This is a genomic window from Novilysobacter erysipheiresistens (genome assembly GCF_036663935.1).
Lineage (GTDB): Bacteria > Pseudomonadota > Gammaproteobacteria > Xanthomonadales > Xanthomonadaceae > Novilysobacter > Novilysobacter erysipheiresistens.
The window spans coordinates 1-25,482 of sequence record NZ_JAXGFP010000004.1 but is presented as its reverse complement, the minus strand read 5'-3'; the positions used below and the strand labels follow the sequence as shown (position 1 = coordinate 25,482).

Annotated in this window: 25 protein-coding genes; 22 read left to right on the top strand and 3 right to left on the bottom strand. The window is 67.7% G+C overall.

Features of this window, described 5'->3' with window-relative positions; all coding sequences use genetic code 11:
* Window positions 1-27: 27 nt before the first annotated feature.
* Window positions 28-1,908 (top strand): ABC-F family ATP-binding cassette domain-containing protein, encoded by a 1,881-nt coding sequence (locus tag SNE34_RS08480; protein ID WP_332616549.1) that lies wholly within the window; start codon window positions 28-30, stop codon window positions 1,906-1,908.
* 135 nt (window positions 1,909-2,043) lie between these two features.
* Here the strand turns inward: SNE34_RS08480 and SNE34_RS08475 are convergent, their stop codons facing one another.
* Window positions 2,044-2,754 carry an SIMPL domain-containing protein gene (locus SNE34_RS08475; RefSeq protein ID WP_332616547.1) on the bottom strand — a complete coding sequence of 237 codons (711 nt, stop codon included), beginning with the start codon at window positions 2,752-2,754 and terminating at the stop codon, window positions 2,044-2,046.
* A gap of 152 nt (window positions 2,755-2,906) precedes the next feature.
* Between SNE34_RS08475 and SNE34_RS08470 the strand changes: the two genes are divergently transcribed.
* Window positions 2,907-4,124 (top strand): cation:proton antiporter, encoded by a 1,218-nt coding sequence (locus SNE34_RS08470; RefSeq protein ID WP_332616546.1) that lies wholly within the window; start codon window positions 2,907-2,909, stop codon window positions 4,122-4,124.
* A gap of 32 nt (window positions 4,125-4,156) precedes the next feature.
* On the opposite strand, the gene SNE34_RS08465 is transcribed toward SNE34_RS08470, so the two are convergent.
* Together SNE34_RS08465 and SNE34_RS08460 are read right to left on the bottom strand one after the other, a co-directional pair.
* On the bottom strand, window positions 4,157-5,071 hold the full coding sequence (locus SNE34_RS08465) for a PhzF family phenazine biosynthesis isomerase (RefSeq protein ID WP_332616545.1): 915 nt from the start codon (window positions 5,069-5,071) through the stop codon (window positions 4,157-4,159).
* A gap of 76 nt (window positions 5,072-5,147) precedes the next feature.
* Window positions 5,148-6,392, bottom strand: coding sequence for an MFS transporter (locus tag SNE34_RS08460; protein ID WP_425604486.1), 1,245 nt, complete (start codon window positions 6,390-6,392; stop codon window positions 5,148-5,150).
* Between the two features lie 60 nt (window positions 6,393-6,452).
* On the opposite strand from SNE34_RS08460, the gene SNE34_RS08455 reads away from it, so the two are divergent.
* From SNE34_RS08455 to SNE34_RS08360, 20 genes are all read left to right on the top strand, one after another.
* Complete coding sequence (locus SNE34_RS08455; RefSeq protein WP_425604485.1) at window positions 6,453-6,896, top strand: FmdB family zinc ribbon protein; 444 nt, start codon at window positions 6,453-6,455, stop codon at window positions 6,894-6,896.
* 524 nt (window positions 6,897-7,420) lie between these two features.
* Window positions 7,421-9,208 carry an aspartate--tRNA ligase gene (gene aspS, locus SNE34_RS08450; RefSeq protein WP_332616543.1) on the top strand — a complete coding sequence of 596 codons (1,788 nt, stop codon included), beginning with the start codon at window positions 7,421-7,423 and terminating at the stop codon, window positions 9,206-9,208.
* Entirely contained in the window at window positions 9,209-9,733 is a 525-nt protein-coding gene (locus SNE34_RS08445; RefSeq protein ID WP_332616542.1) for a GNAT family N-acetyltransferase, read from the top strand.
* Between the two features lie 41 nt (window positions 9,734-9,774).
* On the top strand, window positions 9,775-10,356 hold the full coding sequence (locus SNE34_RS08440; protein WP_332616541.1) for an esterase/lipase family protein: 582 nt from the start codon (window positions 9,775-9,777) through the stop codon (window positions 10,354-10,356).
* Between the two features lie 76 nt (window positions 10,357-10,432).
* Window positions 10,433-11,161, top strand: a complete 729-nt coding sequence (locus SNE34_RS08435; protein WP_332616540.1) for a YebC/PmpR family DNA-binding transcriptional regulator — start codon at window positions 10,433-10,435, stop codon at window positions 11,159-11,161.
* A gap of 17 nt (window positions 11,162-11,178) precedes the next feature.
* Window positions 11,179-11,706, top strand: coding sequence for a crossover junction endodeoxyribonuclease RuvC (gene ruvC / locus SNE34_RS08430; protein WP_332616539.1), 528 nt, complete (start codon window positions 11,179-11,181; stop codon window positions 11,704-11,706).
* Window positions 11,703-12,293 (top strand): Holliday junction branch migration protein RuvA, encoded by a 591-nt coding sequence (ruvA, locus tag SNE34_RS08425; RefSeq protein WP_332616538.1) that lies wholly within the window; start codon window positions 11,703-11,705, stop codon window positions 12,291-12,293. Before ruvC ends, ruvA begins: the two co-directional genes overlap by 4 nt.
* Window positions 12,294-12,320: 27 nt before the next feature.
* Window positions 12,321-14,237, top strand: coding sequence for a potassium transporter Kup (locus SNE34_RS08420; protein WP_332616537.1), 1,917 nt, complete (start codon window positions 12,321-12,323; stop codon window positions 14,235-14,237).
* Window positions 14,238-15,045: 808 nt separating this feature from the next.
* Window positions 15,046-16,086 (top strand): Holliday junction branch migration DNA helicase RuvB, encoded by a 1,041-nt coding sequence (gene ruvB / locus SNE34_RS08415; protein WP_332616536.1) that lies wholly within the window; start codon window positions 15,046-15,048, stop codon window positions 16,084-16,086.
* A complete protein-coding gene (gene ybgC, locus SNE34_RS08410; RefSeq protein ID WP_425604484.1) occupies window positions 16,076-16,495 on the top strand; it encodes a tol-pal system-associated acyl-CoA thioesterase in 420 nt (139 codons plus the stop codon). Before ruvB ends, ybgC begins: the two co-directional genes overlap by 11 nt.
* 70 nt (window positions 16,496-16,565) lie before the next feature.
* Window positions 16,566-17,348, top strand: a complete 783-nt coding sequence (tolQ, locus tag SNE34_RS08405) for a protein TolQ (protein ID WP_332616534.1) — start codon at window positions 16,566-16,568, stop codon at window positions 17,346-17,348.
* Between the two features lie 5 nt (window positions 17,349-17,353).
* Window positions 17,354-17,797 carry a protein TolR gene (gene tolR, locus SNE34_RS08400; protein WP_332616533.1) on the top strand — a complete coding sequence of 148 codons (444 nt, stop codon included), beginning with the start codon at window positions 17,354-17,356 and terminating at the stop codon, window positions 17,795-17,797.
* The gene (gene tolA / locus SNE34_RS08395; RefSeq protein ID WP_332616532.1) at window positions 17,794-18,756 is read left to right on the top strand and encodes a cell envelope integrity protein TolA; all 963 of its coding nucleotides are present in this window, start codon (window positions 17,794-17,796) and stop codon (window positions 18,754-18,756) included. The genes tolR and tolA overlap by 4 nt, the downstream gene beginning before the upstream one ends.
* 107 nt (window positions 18,757-18,863) lie before the next feature.
* A complete protein-coding gene (tolB, locus tag SNE34_RS08390; protein ID WP_332616531.1) occupies window positions 18,864-20,192 on the top strand; it encodes a Tol-Pal system beta propeller repeat protein TolB in 1,329 nt (442 codons plus the stop codon).
* Window positions 20,193-20,262: 70 nt separating this feature from the next.
* The gene (gene pal, locus SNE34_RS08385; protein WP_332616530.1) at window positions 20,263-20,775 is read left to right on the top strand and encodes a peptidoglycan-associated lipoprotein Pal; all 513 of its coding nucleotides are present in this window, start codon (window positions 20,263-20,265) and stop codon (window positions 20,773-20,775) included.
* Between the two features lie 18 nt (window positions 20,776-20,793).
* Window positions 20,794-21,636, top strand: a complete 843-nt coding sequence (gene ybgF / locus SNE34_RS08380; protein WP_332616835.1) for a tol-pal system protein YbgF — start codon at window positions 20,794-20,796, stop codon at window positions 21,634-21,636.
* A gap of 52 nt (window positions 21,637-21,688) precedes the next feature.
* On the top strand, window positions 21,689-22,375 hold the full coding sequence (gene queE, locus SNE34_RS08375; protein WP_425604483.1) for a 7-carboxy-7-deazaguanine synthase QueE: 687 nt from the start codon (window positions 21,689-21,691) through the stop codon (window positions 22,373-22,375).
* Between the two features lie 131 nt (window positions 22,376-22,506).
* Window positions 22,507-23,184: a 7-cyano-7-deazaguanine synthase QueC gene (gene queC / locus SNE34_RS08370; RefSeq protein ID WP_332616529.1), complete on the top strand. Its 678-nt coding sequence runs from the start codon at window positions 22,507-22,509 to the stop codon at window positions 23,182-23,184.
* 316 nt (window positions 23,185-23,500) lie between these two features.
* A complete protein-coding gene (locus SNE34_RS08365) occupies window positions 23,501-24,712 on the top strand; it encodes a right-handed parallel beta-helix repeat-containing protein (RefSeq protein WP_332616528.1) in 1,212 nt (403 codons plus the stop codon).
* A gap of 445 nt (window positions 24,713-25,157) precedes the next feature.
* Window positions 25,158-25,482, top strand: a 325-nt coding sequence (locus tag SNE34_RS08360) for a glycosyl hydrolase family 28-related protein (protein WP_332616527.1), incomplete at its 3' end; no start/stop codon positions are given.

Genomic DNA, 25,482 nt, shown 5'->3' with positions numbered 1-25,482 from the left:
GCCGGCCCGCGCACGTACAATGGCGGCATGATTGCCTTCAAGAATTTCGCCCTGCGGCGCGGCGAACGCCTGCTCCTGTCCAACGTCGACCTGGTCCTGCAGACCGGCTGGCGGGTCGGCGTGATCGGCCGCAACGGCACCGGCAAGTCATCGCTGTTCGCCGCGGTGCAGGGCGAACTGGAGGCCGACAAGGGTGACCTCGGCATCCCCAACAAGGTGCGCATCGCCAGCGTCGCCCAGGAAACCCCGTCGCTGCCGGACCCGGCGCTGGACTTCGTGCTGTCGGGTGACGTCGAGGTGCACGCGGCGATCCAGGCCGAGGCGAATGCCTTTGCCAACGAGGACTGGGAGGCCGTCGCCGAGGCCCACCACCGGCTGGAGGAACTCAACGGCTACGACGCCAGCGCCCGCGCCGGCAAGTTGCTGCACGGCCTCGGCTTCGGCGCCGACACCCACCAGCGTGCGGTCAGCAGCTTTTCCGGCGGATGGCGGGTGCGGCTGAACCTGGCCCGCGCGCTGATGACGCCGTCGGACCTGCTGCTGCTCGACGAGCCGACCAACCACCTCGACCTCGACGCGGTGCTGTGGCTGGAGCAGTGGTTGCTGAAGTACCCGGGCACCCTGCTGCTGATATCGCATGACCGCGAGTTCCTCGACGAGGTCACTACCCATACGCTGCACCTGCACGACGGCAAGGCAAAACTCTATTCGGGCGACTACACGGCGTTTGAAAGACAGCGCTCCGAACACCTGCGGCTGCAGCAGATCACCCACGAGAAGGCACAGGCCGAGCGCGCCCACCTGCAGAGCTTCATCGACCGCTTCAGCGCCAGCGCGGCCAAGGCCAAGCAGGCACAGTCACGGGTCAAGCGCTTGGCCAAGATGGCCGGCACCGAGGCGGTGCGGGTCGAGCGCGCGTTGCGGATCGAGTTCCCGGCGCCGGCCAAGCTGCCGCATGCGTTGCTGCGGCTGGCGCATGCCGACTGCGGCTATGCGGGCGACGACGGCGCGACCACGATCCTGCACGATGTCGGCTTCATCCTCGAGGCCGGCGACCGCGTTGCCCTGCTCGGTCCCAACGGCGCCGGCAAGTCGACCCTGGTCAAGTCGCTGGTCGGCGAACTGCCGTTGCTGGCCGGCGAGCGCGGCGGCCACCCCGACCTGCGGATCGGCTACTTCGCCCAGCACACGGTCGAGTCGCTGCGTGCCGGCACCAGCGCGATCGACCACCTTGCCGACATCGCGCCCGGTGTCGCGACTCAGCAGCTGCGCGACTTCCTCGGCAAATGGAACTTCCCCGGCGACCGCGCGTTCGAGTCGGTCGACGTGTTCTCCGGCGGCGAGCGCGCCCGCCTCGCGCTGGCCCTGATTGCCTGGCGCCAGCCCAACGTCCTGCTGCTCGACGAGCCGACCAACCATCTCGACCTCGACATGCGCGAGGCGCTGGCCGAGGCGTTGGCGCAGTTCGACGGCGCGATCGTGCTGGTCTCGCATGATCGCCATCTGATCGGCCTGGTCTGCGACACGTTCTGGCGGGTCGCCGACGGTGTCGCCCAGCCGTTCGACGGCGACCTGGACGCCTACGCCAGCTGGCTGCGCTCGCGCGACAACTCCAACGACGGCAAGGGCCGGGCGGCGGTGAAACCCGCCGAAGCCTCGCCCGTCGCGGCGCCCGCCAAGCCGCGTCGTGGCAAGGCCAACCCGCACAAGCTGGCCAAGGTCGAGTCGCGGGTAGCGGAACTGGAGGCGCAACTGGCGGCGATCGAGACCGAGCTGGCCGACCCGGCCGTCTACGCCGACGGCGGCGCGCGCAGCGCTGAGTTGGGCAAGCAGCAGACGGCGTTGCGCGCCGAGCTGGAGCAGGCCGAAGCCGAATTGCTGGCGCTGTATGAGGCTGACGCGGCGTAGGCCAACGCCAGCGTCGTACCTGGAATTTCGGGCTCTTGTGGGAGCGGCTTTAGCCGCGATCGGTAATCGGCGCGGGCGAACGGTTTCAGATCGCGGCTAAAGCCGCTCCTACAGTTCGCGCACGGTAGCCTGTCCTCAATCGCGCAGGAAATACTCCACCGTCGTCACCACCCGCACCCGCTTGACCTGCGGGCTGCTCTGGTCGCGGTCGCTGATCGTCACCACGCCCTGGTTGGCGCTGCGGATGCCGCCCAGCCGCGAGTCGGAATCCTTGGCGAACTGCACCGCCGAATCGCGCGCGGCGGCGGTCGCCTCGGCGATCAACGCCGGCTTGATGTCGTTGAGCTTGGTGTAGTCGAAGTCCGGTGCGCTGCCCTCACCGATCATCACCCCCTGCGCGACCAGCTCGCCGCTGCGGCGCAGCACGCTGAGCGCCTTGGCCACGTCGGTGGTGCGCAGGCTGACGGTGGTCGAGTAGCGGTAGCGCTCCGGTGGCCGGCTGTCGCCGTAGGCATACGCCCAGCGATCCTCCAGCCGCGGCGGCGAGACCACGATCTCGTCGGGCTCGAAGCCGGCGTCGACGAAGAATTTGCGGATCGCCGCGGTGTTGGCCTCCAGTTGCTGCTGCACCTGCGCCAGGTCGTTGCCACCGACGGTGTGCGGCAGCGGCCACACCACGCGGTCGGCCTCGACGATCTTCTCGGCCGAGCCCTTGACGGTGACATAGCGGTCGGCGGTCTTCAGCCGCGCCATGCCCTGCGCGGCGAACCAGCCGGCGAGGGCGAAACCGACCGCGAGCAACGCGGCGGAAACCAGGAGGGTGAAACTGGGGCGGCGGTCGGACATGGGGCGGTTCCTGGCGGGTGGAAGTCCACCGCAGCGTATCGCGTGTCCGTGAGGTCCGCATGTCCTGGTCGAGCGCGATCGGCGCGGACGGACGGGGTTGCCTGCCGTGGCCGTTTGCATCGACCATGCCGCGAACGCACGGGCCGGGCCGCATGAGCAACGAACTGATCTACCTGCTGTTGATCTTCGGCCTGCTGGTCATCCCGCGGGCGCTGCAGCGCTTCAAGCTGCCGGCGCCGATCACCTGTTTGATCCTCGGCGTCGGCGCGATGCTGGCGTTCGGCGAGCGCGTCCACGATCCGGTGATCACGCTGTTGTCGACGCTGGGCATCTCCTCGCTGTTCCTGTTTGCCGGCCTCGAAGTCGACCTGCACGCGTTGCGCAAGGGCCTGGGCCGGCTGGTGGTCCACCTGCTGATCCGGACCGTCTCGCTGGTCGGCGTGGCGTGGCTCGCGTGGCGCTACCTCGAGCTGGGCTGGCAGGCGGCGGCGCTGGTGTCGCTGGCGCTGCTGACGCCGTCGACCGGCTTCATCCTCGACACCCTGGAGCGGCTCGGCCTCGACGAGGAGGAGCGCTTCTGGGTGACCAGCAAGGCGATCGCCGGCGAGTTGATGGCGCTGGCGGCGCTGTTCGTGGTACTGCAGGCGGGCGACCCGATGCAGCTCGGGGTGTCGTCGCTGGTGATGACGGCGATGATCGTCGGCCTGCCGTTGCTGTTCATCGCGCTCGGGCGCTGGGTGGTGCCGCATGCGCCGGGCTCGGAGTTCTCGCTGCTGGTGATGGTCGGCATGGTCGCGGCGTTCATCACCTTCAAGCTCGGCGTGTACTACCTGGTCGGTGCGTTCATCGCCGGGCTGGTCGCGCGCATGCTGCGGTTGCGGATGCCGCGGCTGGCCTCAGACGACAACATGCACGCGCTGCGGCTGTTCGCGACGTTCTTCGTGCCGTTCTACTTCTTCCACGCCGGCACCCTGATCTCGCGCGATGCGTTGACCTGGGAGGCGGCCGGGCTCGGCATCGTCATCACTTTGGTGGTGCTGCCGCTGCGGGTCGGGGTGATATGGCTGCAGCGGCGGATGATGTTCCGCGAGGAGCGCGGCAAGAGCCTCAAGGTCTCGGTGGCGCTGGCGCCGACGCTGGTGTTCACCCTGGTGCTGGCGACCATCCTGTACACCCGCTTCGACCTGCCGGGCACGCTGTTCGGCGCGTTGATCCTGTACACCACGCTCAACACGCTGCTGCCGTCGCTAGTGCTGCATTCGCCGTTCGACGTCGACCCGATGGACACCCGGCCGGTGTCGCATCCGGAAGACCGCATGCGCGCCGAGAGCGCGACGGCGCGGGCGCCGGTGCCGTCGATCACCGACTGACGCCACCGCAGGAGGTCCGGCTCGGGCCCGGTTCAAGCCTGGCGCGGCACCAGTGGGGCGATGTGCGAGCCCAGCACCGCGTGGCCGACGATGGCGACCGCGACCGGCTCGGCGTCTTCGACCCGGACCTCGACGTCGACAAACCCGCCGCGCCCGGACGCGGCCTGTTGGCGGCCACGGAACCCGGCCAACCCGTGCTCGGCGGACAGCAGTCCGTAACGGACCAGGTAGGCGCCGAGCGGGCCGTTGGCGTTGCCGGTCACCGGGTCCTCGTCGACCCCAATCGCCGGGGCGAACATGCGGCCGTGGGTCAGCGCGTCGTCGCCGTCCTCCGATTCCAGGGTGAACACGAAATAGCCGTTGCTGCCGACGGCCGGGCTCAACGCCGCCAGCCGCGCCAGGTCCGGTGCCAACGCGGTCAGGCAGTCGCGGCGGCGCAGCCCGACCAGCAACTTGCCGTGGCCGGTGCTGACGCACTGCAACGGGCAACGGAAGTCGAGGTCTTCGCCCGACACGCCGAGCGCGGCCATCACCTCGGGGACCAGGTCCGGCGTCAGCGGCGGTTCGAACCGCGGCGACCCCTGCTCGATCCGGACCACGAAATCGCCATTGCGGGCCACCACTTCGACCCGCTGCACCCCGGCCCCGGTGAGTTGGCGCCGGAGCCCGACGGTGCCGTTCTCCAGTGCCAGCGCGTAGTGCGCGCCGACCGTGGCGTGGCCGCAGACCGGGACTTCGGTGGTCGGGGTGAAAAAGCGCAGTTGCAGGTCGTGGTCGGCGCCGCGCGCCGGCAGCACGAACGCGGTTTCGGAGAACCCGAGCTCGTGTGCGATCTCCTGCATCCGCGCCGCGTCCAGCCCGCGTGCGTTGGTGACCACCCCGGCCGGGTTGCCGCGCCCGGGCTCGGTGGTGAAGGCATCGATGCGGTAGGTCCGCAGTGGATCCATCGGCTGCTCCCGCGGGATTGATGTGGCCAGTCTATGTCTCGCCGGTGCAGTGCGCGTGCAGGCTGGCGTGGCTGCTTCAGGCCGACACTTTGCCGGCCTGCCCCCTGGCGTCGGAATCGGTGGCATGCGGTTCCGGCAGCAGTTCCAGCGCCGACGGCGTGGTGCGCAGCATCGGGTGGAAGTGCGCGGGGTGGCTTCGCTCGCGATGGCGCAGCAGGCGACGCCCGGCGGCGACGACCGCGAGCAGGCCGAACGCGATCGCGAAGAAGCCGGGCAGGGCGCCCGCGCCGAGCCGTTCCATCGCCGCGCCGGCGATCGCCGGGCCGAGCGCCGAGCCCACGCCGTTGAGCAGCAACAGGCTGCTGCAGCCCGACAGCATGTCCTCGGGCGGAAGGTGGTCGAGCAGGTGGGCCACGCAGATCGGATAGACCGTGAACACCAGGCCGCCGTAGACGAAGAACAGGCCGTACAGCAAATGACGGTCATGGTCGCCGGCCAGTGCCAGCGCGATCGCCACCGCGCTGGCCAGCAGGCTGACCAGGGCCATCGCGGTGCGTCGGTCGCCGCGGTCGGACAGCCGGCCGATCGGCCACTGCATCAGCGCGCCACCGACGATGGTGAGGAACACCAGGGTCGCGACCTGTGCCACGTCGAGCCCGATCCGGGTCGCGTACACCGCACCCAGGCCCCAGAAGCCGCCCATCGCCAGTCCCGACAACAGTGCGCCGCTGGCCGCGGCCGGGGCGGTGCGATAGATCGTGGGCAACGCCAGCCGCGGGCTGTGCGGCAATTCCGGCTGGGTCATCCGGCTGGCGGTGACCGGCAACGCGGCGAGGCAGACCAGCACCGCGACCAGGCTGAAGGGCACGAAGCTGGCCGGGTCGGACAGCCCGAACAGCACCTGCCCCAGCGCCAGCCCACCGAGGTTGACCGCCATGTACACCGCGAACACCTGGCTGCGCTGCGCCGCCGGCGCGGCCGCGTTGAGCCAGCTTTCGATGACCGTGTACAGGCCGACCAGGGCGACACCGGTCAGGGCCCGCAACAGGCCCCATGCCAGCGGCTCCGGCCGGATCGCATGCAGCAACACGGTGGCGGCGACCAGCGAGGAATAGAACGCGAACGCGCGGATGTGGCCGATCCGGCGGATCAGGTTGGGGGCGAGGTAGGTGCCAAGCAGGAAGCCGACGAAATACGCCGACATCACCAAGCCGAAGGTCGCCGGGTCGTAGCTTTCGATCTGGCCGCGCACCGCCAGCGTGCTGCCGAGCAGGCCACTGCCGGTCAGCAGCAGCGCCGCGCCCGCCAGTAGCGCAGCCATGGGGCGAACGGCAGCGATCATCGGTCCTCCGCGGCTAAGTCGGGCGAAAACCGTAACACATTGAAAACACGGGCCAATTTGCGGCCGCTGGCAGGTTCGGCGGGTGCTTCCACGGCCGCGCGACTTGATTCGCGCGGCGCGGCCCCCACACTCCGCGCAACGATTGTCGCCGCCCGTGAATTGTCCATGCCGATCTACGCCTTCGAGTGCGCCGCCTGCGGCCACAGTTACGACCGCCTGCAGAAGTTGTCCGACGCCGATCCGGTCGACTGTCCGGAGTGCGGCGAGCCGCGCATCCGCCGACAACTGACCGCGCCGCAGTTCCGCCTTGCCGGCGGTGGCTGGTACGAGACCGATTTCAAGAAGGACGGCGACAAGAAGCGCAACCTGGCCGGTGACGGTGGTTCTGGCAAGGCGGCCGATTCCAAGGGCGATGCTGCGGCTGCGTCGAAGCCGGCTGAGAGCAAGCCGGCTGCCAAAGTTGAACCGAAGCCTGCTGCCTGAAACGGGGCTTCGGAGGGGTGCGTAGAGGGCCGCGGGTGAAGGGGTCGGCTACTCCCCTCGGTCAGGGCTTCCTGCCCTGACTCGGGGCCGCCGGCCATCCATGGCCGGCTTTCCGCGCGACCCCCTCCACCCACGTCCCCTCCGATTGGCACCGCTTCGCTGTAGCTAAAGCCAGAGCCGGAGCAGTCGCGAGCCGCTGTGGCAGGCACTGGCTGCTGGTGTTGTGCGCGAAATGCATGGGCGCGAACACCCGGATAGGCAGACACACGGATGCCGACGCGGTGTCCGGTGTGGGTGCTGCGTACAGCAGGCCATGGATGGCCTGCGGCGGTGAGTCAGGGCAGGAAGCCCTGACCGAACCGGGGAGCAGCACCCACATCGGGCGTCGCCCCACCCGAAGCCGCCGATCCACGCCTGCCCAAACCGGCGATCCCGAATACCCGGACGCCAAAGTAGCCACACCCGAAGCCAGCTAAACTAAGCGGCTTTCCGGCCCTAGCAGCCGTTGTTTCCCCGGAGCCCCCATGCGTACCAACTTCTGCGGCCTGATCGACGAGGCGCTGATCGGCCAGACCGTCACCTTGTGCGGCTGGGCCGATGTCGCCCGCGACCTCGGCGGCCTGTGCTTCATCGACCTGCGCGACCACGAGGGCATCGTACAGGTCGTCGCCGAGCCGTCGGATGCCGAAGGCAACGCCGCCGTCATCGCCACAGCCGCGCAGGTCGGTTACGAGGACTGCCTGCGGGTGACCGGCACGATACGCAAGCGCGAGTCGGTCAACAACAAGATCAAGACCGGCCAGGTCGAAGTGGTCGCGAGCGCCATCGAGGTGCTCAACAAGGCCGAGCCGCTGCCGTTCCATGCTCACGAGAACCCCGGCGACGACATCCGCCTGAAGTACCGCTACCTCGACCTGCGCACCCCGGCGATGCAGCGCAAGATGCGCATCCGCACCCGGCTGGTCGCGGCGTTGCGGCGCTGGCTCGATGCGCGCGACTTCCAGGACATCGAGACCCCGATCCTGACCAAGGCCACGCCCGAGGGTGCGCGTGACTTCCTGGTGCCGGCGCGGATGCATCCCGGCGAGTTCTACGCGCTGCCGCAGTCGCCGCAGCTGTTCAAGCAGATCCTGATGATGGCGGGCTTCGACCGCTACTACCAGATCGCGCGCTGCTTCCGCGACGAGGCGTTGCGCGCCGATCGCCAACTCGAGTTCACCCAGCTCGACATGGAGTTCGCCTGGGTCGAGGAGCGCGACGTGCAGGACAGCACCGAGGCGATGATCCGCGAGGTGTTCCGCGAGGTCATGGATGTGGAGCTCGGCGAATTCCCACGCATGACCTACGCCGAGGCGATGCGCCGCTACGGTTCGGACAAGCCCGACCTGCGCATCGCGATGGAGTTCACCGATATCGCCGAACTGGTCAAGGGCTGCGAGTTCAAGGTGTTCACCGACTGGGCCAACCATGCCGACGGCCGGGTCATTGCGTTGCGTGCGCCCGGTGCGGCGGCGTTGTCGCGCAAACAGATCGACGAGCTCGGCGCGCACGCGGCCAAGTACGGCGCCAAGGGCGTGGCGTGGATGAAGATCGAGGATCCGGCCAAGGGCCGCGAGGGCGTCAGTTCGCCGATCGCCAAATTCCTCGACGACGCCACTCTAGCGGCAATCCTGCAGGCCACCGGCGCGCAGGGCGGCGACGCGATCTTCTTCGGCGCGGCGACGTACAAGGTCGCCTCCGACTTCATGGGCGCGCTGCGGCTCAAACTCGGCAAGGACCTCGGGTTGGTCGAGGACAGCTGGAAGCCGCTGTGGGTCACCGACTTCCCGATGTTCGAGTGGGACGACGAGGCCAACCGTTACGTCGCGCTGCACCACCCGTTCACCGCGCCGGCGGTCGACGATGTCGCCGACCTCAAGTCCAACGCGATGACCGCGGTCAGCCGCGGCTACGACATGGTCCTCAACGGCAACGAGATCGGTGGTGGCTCGATCCGTATCCACCGTTCGGCGATGCAGTCTGCGGTGTTCGAGTTGCTCGGGATCGGCGCCGAGGAAGCCCAGGCCAAGTTCGGCTTCCTGCTCGACGCGCTCAAGTTAGGCGCGCCGCCGCACGGCGGCATCGCATTCGGCATCGACCGCATCGCCGCGCTGATGGCCGGCACCGAGTCGATCCGCGACGTCATCGCGTTCCCCAAGACCACCGGTGGGCAGTGCCTGATGACCGACGCGCCGTCGCCCATCGCGGAGGCGCAGTTGGCCGAAGTCCACATCGCCGTGCGGCCGAAGCCGGCCAAGGCCACCGCCGAGTAGATGGGCGGCGAGCCGCTCATCCGCCGCGCCACCCCGGACGATGCCGGGGTGCTGTCGCCGCTGGCCGCGCAGACGTTCACCGAGACCTTCGGCCACCTGTACCCGGCCGACGACCTGCAGGCCTTCCTCGCCGAAAGCTACGCGATCGAGCGCCAGCGGGTCATCCTTCAACACCCCGACTATGCCGTGTGGTTGCTGGAGCAGGACGGCGAGGCGATCGGCCACGCCGCCGCCGGACCGTGCGGGCTGCCGCATCCGGACGTTGCGCCCGGCGACGGCGAGCTCAAGCGTCTGTACGTGCTGCAGGCCCGGCAGAACGGCGGCTGGGGCGGACGCCTGTTTGCTACCGCGCAGGACTGGCTGCTGCGCGATGGCCCGCGCACGCTGTGGATCGGCGTCTGGTCGCAGAACCTCGGCGCCCAGCGCTTCTACGCCCGCCACGGCTTCGTCCACGTCGGCGACTACGAGTTCCCGGTTGGCCGGGTGCGCGACCACGAGTTCATCCTGCGGCGGGAGGCCTGTTGAGCCATCACGGCCGCCGCGTCGTCCTCCTGCATGGTTTGTGGATGCCGCGCGCGTCGATGCAATGGCACGCGCGCCAGCTGCGCAAGGCCGGCTACGCACCGCACATCTTCAGTTACGCGACGGTGGCCGGCGGCCCCGAAACGGCCGTTCCGGCGCTGCTGCAGGAGCTGCGTGAACCCTGCGACATCCTAGCCCACAGCCTCGGCGGCCTGGTCGCGGTGCATGCGCTGCAGCAGCATCCAGAGTTGCCCGTGCGGCGCGTGGTCTGCCTGGGCTCGCCACTGTGCGGCAGTGCCGCGGCCAGCGGCATGGCGCGATTGCCGCTGGGCGCGCGGACGCTCGGCCGCAGCGCGGCGCTGCTGCGCGACGGCTGCCAGCCTTGGACCGGACCGGCGGAGTTGGGAATGGTGGCCGGCGATGCACCGATCGGGCTGGGGCAGATGTTCGGCCGGTTCGCCAGTCGCAGCGACGGCACAGTGGCAGTCGCCGAGACCCGGATCGACGGCCTGGCCGACCATATCGTGGTGTCGACCAGCCACAGTGGCCTGTTGCTGTCGGCGCGCGCCGCCCGGCAGGCCGCGCATTTCCTCGCCCAAGGGCGGTTTGCCCACGAAAACGGGTGAGGCAGGCGGGCCGAGTCAGCAGGTCGGACAAGCGAGTACAATCCCGCCCCTTCCATCGCAAAGTCCGGAAATTCCCATGGGCCGAGGTCCGTCGATCGAGGGGCGCAAGAACGCCACCGATGCCAAGCGCGGCAAGATCTTCACCAAGATCATCCGCGAGGTCACCGTCGCCGCGCGCGCCGGTGGAGGCGACCCCGGCGGCAACCCGCGCCTGCGTACCGCGATCGACAAGGGTCTGTCGGCCAACATGTCGAAGGACGTGATCGAGCGTGCGATCAAGAAGGCGACCGGCGAGCTGGAAGGCGTCGAGTACGAGGAAATCCGCTACGAGGGCTACGCGCCCGGCGGCATCGCGGTGATCGTCGACTGCCTGACCGACAACAAGGTCCGCACCGTCGCCGACGTGCGCCATGCGTTCGGCAAGTTCGGCGGCAACCTCGGCACCGACGGCTCGGTCGCCTTCATGTTCAACCGGGTCGGGGTGCTGAGCTACGCCGCCAACGCCGACGAGGAAGCGATCACCGAGGCCGCGATCGAGGCCGGCGCCGACGACGTGGTGGTGTATCCCGAGGACGGCGCGATCGACGTGCTGACCTCGCCCGATGCGTTCGAGATGGTCAAGGCGGCGATGCTCGCCGCCGGCCTGGAACCCGGCCACGCCGAAGTGACCTACCGCGCCGACAACGACGTCGCGGTCGAAGGCGACACCGCCGAGCAGGTGGTCAAGCTGCTTGATTGGCTGGAAGACCTCGACGACGTGCAGAACGTCTATTCCAACGCCGACCTCGGGGATGCTCGCGCCTGAGGGCGTAAGCTGGCGACGTGATCCGCATCCTCGGCATCGACCCCGGTTCGCAGCGAACCGGCATCGGCGTGATCGACGTTGGCGCCGATGGCCGCTGCACGTTCGTCCATTGCGAGGCGCTGAAGCTGCTCGACGCCGCCGATTTCCCGTCGCGGCTGGGCCTGCTGTGCGAAGGGCTTGAGCGGGTGCTCGACGAATGGCAGCCGCAGCAGGTCGCGATCGAGACGGTGTTCATGGCCAAGTCGGCGACCTCCGCGCTCAAGCTCGGCCACGCCCGCGGCGCGGCGCTGGCGACCGTGGTCCGGCGCAAGCTGGCGATCAGCGAGTACGCGCCGCGGGTGATCAAGCAATCGCTGGTCGGTGGCGGCGCCGCCGACAAGACCCAAGTCCAGCACATGGTGCGGCTGCTGTTGAAGCTGCCGGACGCCAGGCTGCAGGCCGACGCCGCCGACGCGCTGGCGGTCGCCCTGACCCACGCCCACATGAGCGCGACGGTGATGCGCACCGGCGTGGCGATACATCAATTGCGGAGGCGCGGCACATGATCGGTCGTCTGAAGGGCATCGTCGTCCACAAGCAACCGCCGTGGCTGGTGGTCGACGTCAACGGCGTCGGCTACGAGCTCGAGGCGCCGATGAGCACGTTCTACGACCTGCCGGAGATCGGCCGCGAGGTCTCGCTGTTCACCCACTACGCGCAGAAGGAGGACAGCGTGTCGCTGTACGGCTTCCTGCGCGAGGTCGAGCGGCGGCTGTTCCGCGACGTGCAGAAGGTCAGTGGTATCGGCGCGAAGATCGCGCTGGCGGTGCTGTCGGGCGTCAGCGTCGACGAGTTCGCGCGTATGGTCCAGGCCAGCGACGTCACCGCGCTGACCCGCATCCCCGGCATCGGCAAGAAGACCGCCGAGCGCATGGTGGTCGAGTTGCGCGACCGCGCGGCCGATTTCAGTGGCGGCGGTGCGGTGCTCAACGCCAACGGCGGTCCCGGCGACCCGCAGACCGAAGCGGTGATCGCGTTGCAGCAACTGGGCTACAAGCCCGCCGAGGCCGTGCGCATGGCGCGCGAGGCCACCGCCAGTGGTGACGACGTCGCCACGATCATCCGCAAGGCGCTCCAATCGGCGCTTCGCTGAGCCGACTGAGGACGGCACAGGACACTCATGGCCATTTCCAGCAACACCCCCCGACACCAGAACGGTTCTCATGGCCACGGCCAGGTCGGCCTCGCCGGCCTGATCGTCGGCGCGATCGGCGTCGTCTTCGGCGACATCGGCACCAGTCCGCTGTACACGTTGAAGGAGGCGTTCAGCCCGCACTACGGTCTGGTCGCCAACCACGACACCGTGCTCGGCATCCTGTCGCTGATGTTCTGGTCGCTAATGCTGGTGGTCACGTTGAAGTACGTGACCATCATCCTGCGCGCCGACAACGAAGGCGAGGGCGGCATCATGGCGCTGATGGCGCTGAGCCAGCGCATCCTGCCGCGCCAGTCCAAGTCGCTGTACGTGGTGGGGATTCTCGGCATCTTCGGCGCGTCGATGTTTTTCGGCGACAGCGTCATCATGCCGGCCATGACGGTGCTGTCGGCCATCGAGGGACTGGAGGTGGTGGCGCCACAGCTGGGCAACTGGGTGATCCCGATAACCATCGCAGTGCTGATCGCCCTGTTTGCCACGCAGCGGTTTGGCACGGAGAAGGTCGGCAGGGCGTTCGGGCCGATCATCTGCATCTGGTTCCTGGCGTTGGCGGTGATCGGTGTCCTCAACATCCTGCACGAGCCGGAGGTAACCCAGGCGCTGAACCCGTGGTACGCCATCCGCTTTTTCATCGATCACAGCTGGGGCGGCATCTTCATTCTCGGAGCGGTGGTGCTGACGGTCACCGGCGGCGAGGCGCTGTATGCAGACATGGGGCATTTCGGGGCCAAACCGATCCGTTACGCCTGGTATTTCCTGGTGCTGCCGGCGTTGATGCTCAACTATCTCGGACAGGGTGCACTGATACTCGAAGACCCCACCGCGATTCGCAATCCGTTCTATCTCGGCGTGCCGCAGTGGGGGCGGGTGCCGATGATCGTGCTGGCCACCGCGGCCGCGGTGATTGCTTCGCAGGCGGTGATCACCGGCGCATATTCGGTGGCGCGGCAGGCGATGCAGTTGGGCTATATCCCGCGCCTGGCGACCAAGCACACGTCCGAGGAGACCATCGGCCAGATCTACATCCCCTGGATCAACTGGGTGCTGATGATCGCGGTGATCGCGCTGGTCCTGGTGTTCCGCGAATCCACCGCACTGGCTTCTGCGTACGGCGTGACCGTATCGGGCACCATGCTGATCGACACTCTATTGCTGGCGCTGGTCGCACAGGCAATGTGGCCAAGTTGGCGTTGGTGGGTGCTGCCCTTGTGCGTGCTGTTTTTCATCATCGACCTGGCGTTTCTCATCGCCAACGGCGTCAAGTTCTTCGATGGCGCGTGGTTCCCGGTTGCGCTCGGCGTGGTCGTGTTCACCCTCTTGCGTACATGGCGCCGCGGTCGCCAGTTGCTGCGTGAGGAAATCCAGAAGGAAGGCATCAAGATCGACAGCTTCCTGCCGGGGCTGATGCTGGCGCCACCGGCGCGGGTGCCGGGCACTGCGATCTTCCTGACCGCCGACAAGGGCGTGGTGCCGCATGCGCTGATGCACAACCTCAAACACAACAAGGTGCTGCACGAGCGCAACGTGTTCCTGACGGTGGAGACTTTGTCGGTGCCGTATGCGCCGAAGGAGAAGCGGCTCAGCATCGATGCGATCGGCGATGAGTTCTACCGGGTGGTGGTCCGCGCGGGCTTCATGGAAACCCCGGACGTGCCGCTGGCGCTGATGCGTTCATGCGATGCCGGCGGGATCCATTTCGATCCGATGGAGACCACCTACTTCGCCAGCCGCGAGACGGTGGTGGCGATCGCGCATCGCGGGATGCCGGTGTGGCGGGACAAGCTGTTCGCGGTCATGCACCGCAACGCGGCGCCGGCGACCGGGTTCTTCCGGATCCCGGGGAATCGGCTGGTGGAGCTGGGTGCGCAGGTGGAGATTTAGGGCGGCGGTAGCAGCCGCCGCCGAGCCAGCTAATGCCAGCCCCGTTTCTTGGCTTCGGGCGGGAGCGTCGCCCTGTCCGGGTATTGCTACTTGGTTCGGGCGGCCATCCATGGCCGCACTCACAGCCGTGCGCCATCCATGGCGCACTCTCCGCAATACCCAGACAGGACGCCGCGTCGCGCGTGCAGGGCGCGGTTTCCTGGTTGGATCTCGTCGTGGTGCATCCGCAGTCTTGGCTTCGTAGCGTATCCACGGGCTTCTGTAGGAGCGACTTCAGCCGCGATCGGATAACCATTCGCCCGCGCCGACTCCAGATCGCGGCTGAAGCCGCTCCTACAAAAAAGCGCCGACATCCGCCTAACTCCGATGGAGGAGCGACGTAAGTCGCGACCCGCCGAACCCGTGAGGCGATGTACGGGTCGCGACTGACGTCGCTCCTACCCGAAGCCCCACCACGAAGCCGCAGACATCCGGGCAGGAGGTGGACGGCGGGGGAATTGCGCAAAAGCGGGCCATGGATGGCCCGCGGCCCGCCTCAGGGCAGGATGCCCTGACGAAGGGCTGGAGCAATTCCCCCGCCGGCCGCCTCCTGCGCGACGACGCATCCGAAGAACCGCTTTGGCCCTTCGGCCAGCTTGGTTCGCTTGGTCAGGTGGGCCGGTTGGTCGGTTGGTCGGTTGGCAGCTTGAGCTGCTCCAGCCGCTTGTGCCGCTTGCTCAGCGGCCGCCCCCTGGCCGGGCATCAAATACCACCATTTCTGCCAACCCGGCCCTACGCGACCACCTCGCCCGCATGCGACCATAGGTCGATGAACGACGAGCGCATCATTGCCGCTGGCGCGACCTTCGAAGACGATGCGGTCGAGGCGTCGATCCGCCCCAAGCGGCTGGACGAATACCTCGGCCAGCAACCCGTCCGCGAGCAGATGAAAATCTTCATCGAGGCCGCCAAGGGCCGTGGCGAGGCGCTCGACCACGTGCTGATCTTCGGCCCGCCCGGCCTCGGCAAGACCACCCTCAGCCACGTCATCGCCAACGAACTCGGGGTCGGCCTGCGCCAGACCTCGGGCCCGGTGATCGAGAAGGCCGGCGACCTCGCCGCGCTGCTGACCAACCTGCAGCCGCACGACGTGCTGTTCATCGACGAGATCCATCGCCTCTCGCCGGTGGTCGAGGAGGTGCTGTACCCGGCGATGGAGGACTACCAGATCGACATCATGATCGGCGAGGGGCCTGCCGCGCGCTCGATCAAGATCGACCTGCCGCCCTTCACCCTGATTGGCGCGACCACCCGCGCCGGGCTGCTGACCGCGCCGCTGCGCGACCGCTTCGGCATCGTCCAGCGGCTGCAGTTCTACAGCGCCGAGGAATTGACGAAGATCGTCCGGCGCTCGGCCCAGATCCTCGACATCGACTGCGCCGCCGATGGCGCGGCCGAGATCGCAAAGCGCTCGCGCGGCACCCCGCGGATCGCCAACCGGCTGTTGCGCCGGGTACGCGACTATGCCCAGGTGCGCGCCGACGGATCGATCACCCGCGATACCGCCGATGCCGCGATGGCGATGCTCAAGGTCGACCCGGAAGGCTTCGACGAGCTCGACCGGCGCCTGCTGCGCACCATCATCGAGTCCTTCGACGGCGGTCCGGTCGGGGTCGAGTCGCTGGCGGCCGCTCTCAGCGAGGAACGCGGCACGCTGGAGGACGTGATCGAGCCCTACCTGATCCAGCAGGGCTACCTGGTCCGCAGCGCCCGCGGGCGCATGGCGACGCCCAAGGCCTACCGGCATATCGGCCTGAAACCCAAGCCCGGCGCGGCCGGATTGTTCGAGGATGCTGACAGTGGAAATTGAGCCCGCGTTCAGCTGGCCCACACGCGTGTACTGGGAAGATACCGACGCCGGTGGCGTGGTCTACCACGCGCAGTATCTGGCGTTCCTCGAGCGCGCGCGCAGCGAATGGATGCGCGCGCAGGGGTACGGCCAGGAACTGTTGCGGCTCGAGCACGGTCTGGTATTCGCGGTGCGCGCGATGCAGATCGATTTCCTCAAGCCCGCCCGGCTCGACGACGCGCTGCAGGTAGGCGCGTCGCTGCACGAATGCCGCCGCGCCAGCGCGGTGTTCGCGCAGGACATCCGCCGCGATGGCGAGTTGCTGCTGACCGCGCAGGTGCGCGTCGCCGCGCTCGACCGGCGTGGCTTCCGGCCGCGGGCGATCCCGCAGCCGCTGTACGACGAACTCAAGGCGCTGGAGCGGGCCTGAGTTTCCACCAGACATCACGAACTCGAATCCACGAACTTCGCCCAGCTCCACGGGCCCCGGAGACCCTCGCATGACCCCATTGTTGAGCCTGGCGCAGGCCGCCACCGTCGTCGAACCGCTGCCGGAAGAGGCCGCCACCGCGGCCAGCGACGCCGTGGCCACGTTGCCCTCCGCCGCCGTCGAAAACGGCAGCCTCGACCTGCTGCAACTGCTGCTGCACGCCAGCCTGCCGGTGCAACTGGTGATGCTGCTGCTGCTGTTCGCGTCGGTCGCCTCGTGGGTGATCATTTTCCGCAAGAAGAAAGTGCTCGACCGCGCCGACCGCGAGTCCGCGCAGTTCGAGGAGCGCTTCTGGTCCGGCGCCGACCTGACCAAGCTCTACGCCGGCGCCAGCCAGCGCAACCGCGATGTCGGCGGCATGGAATCGATCTTCGAAGCCGGCTTCCGCGAGTTCTCGCGCGAGCGCCGCGTCGCTGACAGCCGCCTGCAACTGGAAGGTGCGCAGCGCGGCATGCGGGTCGCCACCGCGCGCGAACTCGACGGCCTGGAGCACAACCTCGAGTTCCTCGCCAACGTCGGTTCGATCAGTCCCTACGTCGGCCTGTTCGGCACCGTCTGGGGCATCATGATTTCGTTCCAGAGCTTGGCCAACGTCACCGAGGCGACCATCGCCAGCGTCGCGCCCGGCATCTCCGAGGCGCTGATCGCGACCGCGATGGGCCTGTTCGCGGCGATCCCGGCGGTGTGGGCCTACAACCGCTTCGCGACCAAGGTGGAGCGCATCGCGGTGCGCTACGACGCGTTCTCCGAGGAGTTCTCCTCGATCCTCGAACGCCAGTCGCACCAGGGCTGATCGCCATGTCCGTCGCCACCGGTCGTCGCCAACGCAAGCGCAAGCTCAAGGCCGAGATCAACGTCGTGCCCTACATCGACGTGATGCTGGTGCTGCTGATCATCTTCATGGTCACCGCGCCGCTGCTGAACCTCGGCGTCGATATCGAGCTGCCCAAGTCCAACGCCAAGACCATCGCCCAGAAGCAGGAGCCGGTGATCGTCAGCGTCGATGCGGCCGGCAACTATTTCCTGACCCTGCAGGGCGCCGAGCAGGAGGCGCTGGGCGCCGAGGCGCTGCAGGCCAAGGTCGCCGCGTTCGTGCGCCAGAACCCGGACGTGCCGGTGTATGTCGCCGGTGACCGCGCCGCCAACTACGAAGTCGTGCTGCAGGCAATGGTGCTGCTGCAGAACGCCGACGTGCCGCGGGTCGGGCTGATGAGCGCGCCGTCGGAGGCCGTGGCCCAGTGAGGGAAACCCGCGCCGATACCCGGCAGGCGGTCGTCCTCGCGATCGGCCTGCACATCGTGCTGTTCGCGCTGATGTTCGCCGGCCTGTGGTGGACCCGCAGCGCGGTGCCGGTGTCGGCCGCCGGTTCGCCGATCGAGGCGACCCTGGTCGATGCCAACGCCTTGTCGGCGCCGATGCGCGAGGCCCTGCGCGATCGTCCCGAGCCGGTGGTCGAACCGCAACCCGAACCATTGCCCGAGCCGGTCGAGGAAGAGGTCGCGCCACCGCCGCAGCCGATCCCCGAGCCGGTGCCGGAGGATGCGCCGACCCCGCCGCAACAGCAGGCCCAGGATTTCATCCCCGAGCCCGATACCCGCGAGCAGGACGAGGTGGTCGACGCACCGACGCCGACGCCGTCGGACGAGGAAAAGCTGCAGGAAGAAAAGCGCCGCCAGGCCCAGGTCGACCTGACCGAGAAGAAACGCCAGGAGGAAGCCGAGCGCAAGCGCCGGCTCGCCGCCGAGGCCGAAGCGCGCCAGGCCAAGCTCGCCGAGATCCGCAAGAAGCGCGCCGACGCGGCCCGCGCGGCCGAACTGGCCGAGCAGAAACTGCAGCAGATCGCCGACGCCCGCGCCGCCCAGAGCAGCGACAACGCCAGCGCCGCCAGCCCGCCGCCGGGCAACTACGGCGGCGATACCGGCTTGCAGGCGCGGTACGCCGCCGCCTTGCAGGAAGTGATCCTGTCCAAGTGGACCCGGCCAGAAACCGTGCCGCTGGGCAGTCGATGCACGCTGGTGATCAAGCAGCTGCCGGGCGGCGAGGTCATGAGCGCGGAAGTGTCATCGCCGTGCGCCTATGACGAGATGGGCCAGCGCTCGATCGAGGCCGCCGTGCTCAAGGCGCAGCCGCTGCCGTATGCCGGATTCGAGAAAGTGTTCCGGCGCACGCTGATCCTCAACTTTGAAGCCCGGGACCGCTGACGCGACTCCAACCGCCGCCCATCCAATGGTCCACGGCCAATTCAGCTTTGAGAAAGCGTTCACGTGGATGCTGTTAAACAGTTCAGCTTGATCTTCAGGAACCGCCGATGAATCGATTTGTCCCCCGACTGCGCGCGCGATTCGCGCTGCTCCTCTTGACCTTGGTCCTTCCGCTCGTCGCCGTGGCCCAGGAGGGACTGGAACTCGACATCGTCGGCGGCAACGCCGCGGCCCTGCCGATCGCGGTGGTGCCCATGCCGTACCAGGGTGGCGGTACCGCACCGGACACCGACGTCGCGGCGGTGGTCGCGGCCGATCTCAACCGGTCCGGCCAGTTCCGCAGCCTGCCCGAATCGGACCTGGTGGAACGCCCGACCCGCGGCAGCGAGGTCAACTACCCGACCTGGCGCGCGCTCAACCAGGACTACCTGGTGGTCGGCCGGGTGGTTGACGGCGGCAGCGGCAGTTACCGGGTCGAGTACGAGCTGTTCGACGTCGCCACCCAGCAGCGGCTATTGGGCTTCGCCCTGACCGCGCGCAGCAATGCCATGCGCGACGTGGCCCACCAGATCGCCGACGCGATCTACGAGAAGATCCTTGGCGTCCCCGGCGCGTTCTTCACCCGGATCGCCTACATCACCGCCACCGGCGTCGGCGCCAACGCCGAATACGCGCTGATGGTCGCTGACTCGGACGGCTACAACCCGCAAACCGTAGTCAGCTCGCCCGAGCCGCTGCTGTCGCCGTCGTGGAGCCCGGACGGCAACAAGCTGGCCTACGTCAGCTTCGAGGGCGGCAGCTCTTCGATCTACATCCAGGACATCAGCTCCGGCAGCCGCCAGCTGGTCGCCAAATTCCGCGGCATCAACGGTGCGCCGGCGTTCTCGCCCGACGGCAACCGCCTGGCGCTGACCCTGTCGCGCAGCGGCAATCCCGAGATCTACGTGATGAACCTCGGCAGCAAGGCGCTGAGCCAGGTCACCAACCATTTCGCGATCGACACCGAGCCGACCTGGAGTGCCGACGGCGGCAGCATCTATTTCACCTCCGACCGTGGCGGCCAGCCGCAGATCTACAAGGTCGCCGCCGGCGGTGGCAGCCCCAGCCGGGTGACCTTCCAAGGCAGCTACAACGCCAGTCCGACGGTGTCGTACGACGACAAGAAGATCGCCACCGCGCAAGGCGCCGGCAATACTTACCGCATCGCGATGATGGACAGCAGCCTCGGCTCGCCGCGCTGGAGCCTGCTGTCGCCGGGCTCGCTCGACGAGTCGCCGAGCTTTGCCCCAAATGGCGCGATGATCATCTATGCTGCGCGTGAAGGCGGGCGCGGCGTGCTGTACGCGGTGTCCGCCGACGGCCGGGTGCGACAGCGCCTGGTGCTGGCCGGCGGCGATGTTCGCGAACCGGCCTGGGGGCCGTTCCGCAAGCCGTAGTGCCGCCGTCGAACATCGAGAGAGTGTTCGACCTTTCCATTGCTCCACAAGCCAAGACGAGGAACCGACGATGAACAGCACCACGCGCATCCTGCTTACCGCTCTGCTTTGCACCGCAGCCGTCGCCTGCTCCAAGAAGGTCAAGGAAGAGGCTCCCCCGGTCGACACCACCCCGGCCCCGGTCACCGAGACCCCGCCGGCCACCTCCGGCGTGTACGGCCCGGCCGACCTCGACACCGACGCCTGCCTGCGCCAGCGCACGGTCTACTTCGACCTCGACCAGGACGTGCTGCGTCCGGAGTTCCAGGAAGTGGTCGGCTGCCACGCCAAGTACCTGCGTGACCGTCCGTCCTCGCGCATGACCCTGGAAGGCCATGCCGACGAGCGCGGCAGCCGCGAATACAACGTTGCCCTCGGCGAGCGCCGTGGCAACTCGGTGTCCTCGGCGATCCAGGCCAACGGCGGCTCGGGCAGCCAGATGACCGTCGTCAGCTACGGCGAAGAGCGTCCGACCTGCACCGACTCCAGCGAAGACTGCTGGGCCAAGAACCGCCGTGTCGAGATCATCTACACCGCGAAGTAAGAAGAAGGGCAATCCATGATGCGCAAACTGTCGATCACACTTGCGACATCGCTGGTTGCAGCGGCGGCCCTGGTGGCCGCCGCACCTGCCTCGGCCCAGCGCATGAGCCTGGCCGAGCGGGTCGCCCTGCTGGAACAGCAGCAAGGCAACAACCAGGCCACGGTCGACCTGCTGCGACAGGTCAACCTGCTCAAGGACGAGGTGACCTCGCTGCGTTCGCAGGTCGAACAGCTCAACCACGAGCTGGAGCAGCTCAAGGGCACCAGCCGCGCGCAATACCTCGATCTCGATGGCCGGTTGAACCGGATGCAGGGTGGCGCCACGCCGGCGCTGGATCCCGACGCGCCGCTCGAGGTTCCGACCGATCCAGCAACCGGTGGCACCGCCATTCCGGCCGCCGCTGCCGCATCGACCATGCCGGCTGCGTCTGCGCCCGCGGTCTATGGCGACCCCGGCAAGCTCGACCAGCTCGCCGGCGAGCGCGAGGCCTACGAAGTGGCATTCGATGCCCTGCGTAGCGGCCAGTACGCCGAATCGGCGCGGCTGTTCCAGTCCTTCCTTGGCACTTTCCCCGGCGGCGCCTACGCCCCCAACGCCCTGTACTGGCTGGGCGAGAGCTATTACGTCACCCAGAACTACAAGCTCGCACTCGAGCAGTTCGAGGCGCTGCTGCAGCGCTACCCGACCCACGACAAGGCGGCCGGGGCGATGCTCAAGGTCGGGCTGTCGCAGCAGGGCATGGACCAGCTCGACGCCGCCGAGCGTACCTTCGCCGAAGTCGCCAGCCGCTACCCCGGCACCGATGCCGCCCGCGTCGCCAGCGACCGCTTGGGCGCGATCCAACTCGGACGCCTGCGCTGAAGCACCCCCGGTCGATGCGGCGCGACCGGCGCCGCTCGGCTAAAATGACCGCATGAACGCCGTTATGCCCGTCGCCCCCGAGGCGGCCGCGGCGTCGCCCGAGCGGCTGCGCCTGACCGAGATATTCCTGTCGCTGCAAGGCGAGTCGCGCAGCATCGGCTGGCCGACCGTGTTCGTGCGCCTGACCGGTTGCCCGTTGCGCTGCCAGTACTGCGACACCGCCTACGCCTTCCACGGCGGGCAGTGGTGGGACTTCGACGCCATCCTCGCCGAGGTCGCCCGCCACGGGGTCCGCCACGTCTGCGTCACCGGCGGCGAGCCGCTCGCGCAGAAGCGCTGCATCGGCCTGCTGCAGCGGCTGTGCGACGCCGGCTACGAGGTTTCGCTGGAGACGTCGGGCGCACTCGATATCGGCGAGGTCGACCCGCGGGTCGCGCGCGTGCTCGACATCAAGACCCCGGGCTCGGCCGAGGTCGAGCGCAACCTGTGGAGCAACCTGGCGTTGCTGACCGCGCACGACCAGGTCAAGTTCGTGATCTGTTCGCGCGAGGACTACGACTGGGCCAAGGCGGTGGTCGCCGAACACCGCCTGGACGGGGTTTGCGAGGTCCTGTTCTCGCCGAGTTTCAGCCAGCTCCGCGCGCGCGACCTGGCCGACTGGATCGTCGCCGATCGCCTGCCGGTGCGCTTCCAGCTGCAGTTGCACAAGATCCTGTGGGACGACGCCCCCGGCCGCTAAATGGCGGCGGTCGCGAACCCCTGTAGGAGCGGCTTCAGCCGCGACCTGGAGTCGGTCCTGGCGACCTATTGTCGGATCGCGGCTGAAGCCGCTTCTACAAGACCCCGAACAACAACCGCATGAGCCCGCCCATGAAAAACGCCGTCGTCCTCGTCTCCGGAGGCATGGACTCCGCCGTCGTCCTCGCCATCGCCCGCGCCCGTGGCTTCGCCGTGCACGCGCTGAGCGTGCGCTACGGCCAGCGCCATACCTCCGAGCTCGACGCCGCCGAACGGGTGGCGCTGGCGCTCGGCGCGGTCGCGCACAAGACCGTCAGCGTCGACCTGCGCAGCATCGGCGGTTCGGCACTGACCGACGAGACAATCCGGATTCCACTCGACCATCCCGCTGCACCGGACGAGATCCCGGTGACCTACGTGCCCGCCCGCAACACCATCATGCTGTCGATCGCGCTCGGGTGGGCCGAGGTCATCGGCGCGGCCGACATCTTCTGCGGGGTCAACGCGGTCGACTACTCCGGTTACCCGGACTGCCGCCCGGAGTTCATCGAGGCGTTCGAACGCCTCGCCAACCTCGCGACCAAGGCCGGCATCGAAGGCGCCGGCATTCATGTGCACGCGCCGCTGCAGCACATGAGCAAGGCCGACATCGTCCGCGAAGGCCTGCGCCTGGGCGTCGATTTCGCCGCCACCGTCTCCTGCTACCAGGCCGATCCGGACGGTCGCGCCTGCGGCCATTGCGACGCCTGCCGCCTGCGCGCCGAAGGGTTCGCCGCCGCCGCGGTCGTCGACCCGACGCGCTACGTCTGAGTCATCTGGATAGCCCAACTGCGGCAAATCGCCATTCAGCTGGCGGCCCGTAGCTGCCACGAATCAGTGAGGTCCGCCCCCGTACGCGTGTGACCGTCGTATCGGTCGTGTAGTTACGCGTCTGGTTTCCCAAGTCAGGTCGGTGAATCGTTCACCAAGGTCACTTTGTGCCCCATTTGAAAACCTGACCGGGGGCTCGGTTTGGCGGCTCGGTCCTTTGGAATGATGCGCTCGCCCGCAGTGTCAACGTCTTGTGAAGACTGCACGCGGTTACGCCAAGCAACTTTCCGAACGCACTGATGAGGCTATTTTTTTCATGAACCGCGACAACCAGGCAGTACAGATCGTGAACGACCCAACGACGCCCCGCAGGACGTTCCTGCGCAACTCGTTGTTGCTGGCCGTTCCGCTCGTCATGGGGGGTACTGCCTTCTCGGCAGCGGCAGCCGTATTTGTTCCGCCGACCCGCACCCGCGGCACCGCGGTAATCAACGTCCGCGACCACGGCGCGACCGGCAACGGCAGCACCGACGATACCGCCGCGTTTGCCCGCGCGATTGCGGCGTTGCCGGACACCGGCGGCACCGTGGTGGTGCCCGAGGGCGACTATCTGCTCGACGCGAGCCGCAGCCTGCGCCTGCGCAGCCGCATGCACCTGCAACTGGCCCCGACCGCCAGGCTGGTCGCCAAGCCCAATTCGCTTGATCGCTACTACGTGCTGGATGTGCATGAGGCCGACGACGTCGAGATCTCCGGCGGCCAGATTGTCGGCGAGCGACACCAGCACCTCGGCACCACCGGTGAGTGGGGCCAAGGCATCATGGTCCGCGGCTGCAATCGGGTCACCATCCGCGACATCCGCATCTCCGATTGCTGGGGCGACGGCATCTCGGTCGCCGGCGTCAAGGTAACCACTCGCACCGCGCCGTGGCGGCCGTCCGATGACGTGGTCGTCGCCAACGTCGTGTGCACCGGCAACCGGCGCCAGGGCATGTCGATCGGTGCCGTGCGCAACATGAAGGTCTACGACTCGGAGTTCAGCAACACCCGCGGTATCGAGCCGGGCTGTGGCATCGACATCGAGCCCAACAAGTTCAACCTGGATCGCGCCGAGAACATCCAGATCGAGAACTGCCTCATCCGCGGCAACGAAGGCAACGGCATCCTGGTCTACCACCGGGTCAAGTACGTGACCATCAAGCGCTGCCAGATCGAGCACAACGACGGTTTCGGCGTGTTGACGATGGGTGCCACCAAGGGCTACGTGGCCCTCAACCGGATCAAGCACAACCGCCTCGACGGCCTTTGCGTCGGCGGCGGCACCGCTGATTACACGGTTTCCGGCAACTACTTCCGCAACAACACCACCCGCAACCAGGGACTGGTCGGGGTCGATGCGACCTGGGCGGGCACCAACTGGACCGCCATGACCGGACTCGTGGCCGGCCGCAACGGCAACCAGTCGCATATCAGCGTGATCGACACCGCGACCAATACCCGGATCAACCGGAACTTCTATTCGAAGTAGAAAAGGCGGTATCGGCTGGGTGGGGTGCCACCGAGTCGATTTCCAAACGAGCCGGGCGCGTCGACGCGCCCGGTTTTTTTTGTCCGAACTGCGGATTGGTCGCAATCCATGGGGTTCTGCGACGGCTTTATTTTTCCAATGTGACAGGCGTCAATCGTCCCGACGTACCACTCATCTCGTAAACCAACCGCTCCACCCCGCGGAAATCCCAGTCAACAACATTAATTATTCATCTCCATGTACGTGTATTCAGGGCGCCGCGTGCACGGTTCACGGTTTCGATAATCCGGGTTTGGAATCAACGAAAGGCCGTGTCAAGGTCCTGTGAAGAGAAACACGGCCGATTCGCTCCAATTCTTCCCTTGAATCGAGATTGCCCCGTCTGGATTTGCACATCGCGGGTTGGCCGTGAAATCCGACGGGCGCTTTAAATTGAGGTATTTGAATGAACGTCGAGAACGAAGCAATACAGATACTGGCCGATTCGGCGCCGCGCAGAGCCTTTTTGCGCAACTCACTTTTGCTGGCCGTTCCGGTGGTCCTGGGGGGCACCGCATTCTCGGCGTCCGCGGCTACCTTCGACCCGCCGAATCGCCGACGCGGCGGCGCATCGATCAATGTCCGCAACCACGGTGCGCGTGGCAATGGCAGCGCCGATGACACCGCGGCCTTCCAGCGGGCGATCAATGCCCTGCCGTCCACCGGCGGCACCGTGGTCGTGCCCAACGGCACCTACATGATCGACGCGGTCCGCAAGGTCCGGCTGCGCA